At 68.1% G+C, this 2,426-nt stretch carries 3 protein-coding genes; all 3 read left to right on the forward strand.

The window, feature by feature from the left end:
- Positions 1–794 (forward strand): branched-chain amino acid ABC transporter permease (locus AC1D15_RS27070; RefSeq protein ID WP_477828439.1); only part of this gene is annotated, 794 nt, incomplete at its 5' end.
- The gene (locus AC1D15_RS27075; protein WP_477828440.1) at positions 791–2,125 is read left to right on the forward strand and encodes a branched-chain amino acid ABC transporter permease; all 1,335 of its coding nucleotides are present in this window, start codon (positions 791–793) and stop codon (positions 2,123–2,125) included. The genes AC1D15_RS27070 and AC1D15_RS27075, both read left to right, overlap by 4 nt.
- A partial coding sequence (locus AC1D15_RS27080; RefSeq protein ID WP_477828441.1) for an ATP-binding cassette domain-containing protein occupies positions 2,068–2,426 on the forward strand: 359 nt, incomplete at its 3' end. The genes AC1D15_RS27075 and AC1D15_RS27080, both read left to right, overlap by 58 nt.

The following is a 2,426-nucleotide window of genomic DNA, read 5'->3' on the forward strand; positions in this document are numbered from 1 at the left end:
CGACGACGCTGTTCCTCGGCTTCTGGCCGTCGCTGGTGGTCGCGCCGCTGCTCACCGGCGTGGTCGGCGCGCTGTTCGAGCGCTTCTGCCTGCGTCGGGTGCATCGCTTCGGCCACGTCGCCGAGCTGCTGATCACGTTCGGGCTGTCGTTCGTGATCCTCGAGCTGGTGCAGCTGACCTGGGGCCRCTCGGCGGTCGACTACCGCGTGCCGGCGGTCCTCGACGGCCCGCTGTTCACGCTGTACGGCACGCAGTTCCCGATGTATCGCGCGTTCATGATGGGGGTCGCGCTGCTGATGCTGGTGTCGGTGTGGCTGCTGCTGTCGCGCACCCGCATCGGGCTGGTGATCCAGGGCGCGCTGACGCACCCCGACATGGTCGAGGCGCTCGGCCACAACGTGCCGCTGGTGTTCATGGGGGTGTTCGGCGGCGGCGCGGCGCTGGCCGGGCTGGCCGGCGTGATCGGCGGCAACGCCTACGTCACCGAGCCGACGATGGCCGGCGCGGTCGGGCCGATCATCTTCGTCGTCGTCGTGGTCGGCGGCATGGGCTCGCTGGCCGGCGCGTTCGTCGCGTCGCTGCTGATCGGGCTGATCCAGACCTTCGCGGTCGCGCTCGACCAGTCGGCGCTCGGCGCGCTGCAGTGGGCAGGCCTCGCGATCACGCCCGAGACCTTCGGCTACCCGCTGCTGAAGCTGAAGATCTCGCAGGTGGCACCGATCCTGCCGTACCTGCTGCTGGTGCTGATGCTGATCTTCCGCCCGAAGGGCCTGATGGGGACGCGCGAAGGATGAGTGCCGTGCTGAAGTCGGTCGAGCGGGTGGCGGATCGCGAGGCGGGCGGGCGCATTCATTTCCGCCCGTGGAACGTCGGCCGCTGGGTGGTGTGGGGCGTGTTCGCGCTGCTGCTGATCGTCGCGCCGATGCTGTTCACCAGCGGCCTCGCGATGACGATGCTGTCGCAGATGGGCTACATGGTCATCATCTGCCTCAGCTACAACCTGCTGCTCGGCCAGGGTGGCATGCTGAGCTTCGGGCATGCGGTGTATGTCGGGCTGGGCGCGTTCTTCGCGATCCATGCGATGAACCTGATCGGTGCCGGCGGGCTGCCGCTGCCGATGAGCCTGGTGCCGCTGGTCGGCGGGCTGGCCGGCGCGGGCGTCGCGGCGCTGCTCGGCTGGGTGACGACGAAGAAATCGGCCAACACCTTCGCGATGATCACGCTGGGCGTCGGCGAGCTGGTCGCGGCGATGGCGCTGATGTTCCCCGAGTTCTTCGGCGGCGAGGGCGGCGTCAGCTCGAACCGGGTGGCCGGCAAGGCGGTGCTGGGCATCACCTTCGGGCCGCAGGTGCAGGTCTACTACCTGATCGCGGTCTACTGCTTCGTCTGCACCGCCGCGCTGTATGCGCTGACGCGCACGCCGCTCGGCCGCATGCTGAACGCGGTGCGCGACAACCCGGAGCGCGTCGAGTTCGTCGGCTACAACACGCAGGTGGTGCGCTACCTGGCGTTCGTCATCGCCGGCTTCTTCGCCGGCATCGGCGGCGGGCTGACGGCGCTGAACTTCGAGATCGTCACGGCGGATTCCGTGGGTGGTTTCCGCTCGGGCAGCTACCTGCTGTTCACCTTTCTCGGCGGCGCGTTCTTCTTCTTCGGGCCGGTCATCGGCGCGGTGCTGCTGGTGCTGGCCTTCGTGCTGTTCTCCGAGATCACGAAGGCCTGGCAGATCTACCTCGGGCTCGTCTTCATGTTCATGGTGATGTTCGCGCCCGGCGGCATCTCGAGCCTGATCATGATGAACCTGCGCGTCGCGGCCTTCGGCAAGCTGCGCCGGCTCGCGTCGTCGTACCTGGCGCTCGGCGGCACGGCCGCGGTGGCGCTGGCGGGTGCGGCGGCGATCGTCGAGATGATCTACCACGTGCAGCTCAACTCGGCGCTCGGCCCGACGCTGCGCTTCATGGGCGGCACGCTGAACGTGCAGGGCCTGGACAGCTGGTTCGGTGCGGTGTTCGTGATGGCGGTCGGCATCGCGATGTTCGAGCTGGCGCGGCGCGAGTTCAAGCGGCAATGGGACCAGACCCAGCAGGAGATCGAGAAAGAGATCAAGCGGAGGGAAGCCCTGTGAGYGCGCATCCCTTTGCACTCGAGCTGACCGATGTGCGCAAGAGCTTCGGCAAGACCGAGATCATCCGCGGCGCGTCGCTGAGCGTGAAACCCGGCGAGCGGATCGCGATCATCGGGCCGAACGGCGCCGGCAAGTCGACGCTGTTCAACCTGATCAGCGGGCGCTTCGGCGTCAGCACCGGCGACATCCGGCTGAACGGGGCCTCGATCGCCGGCCGCAAGCCGTACGAGATCAACCGCATGGGCCTCGCGCGCAGCTTCCAGGTGTCGAACCTGTTCGTGCGGCTGTCGGTGTTCGAGAA

The organism is Rhizobacter sp. P2_H2, from assembly GCF_056403375.1.

Coding starts and splice junctions, on each gene's coding strand:
- AC1D15_RS27075 (WP_477828440.1), top strand. CDS start 791: ATGAGTGCCGTGCTGAAGTCGGTCGAGCGGGTGGCGGATCGCGAGGCG.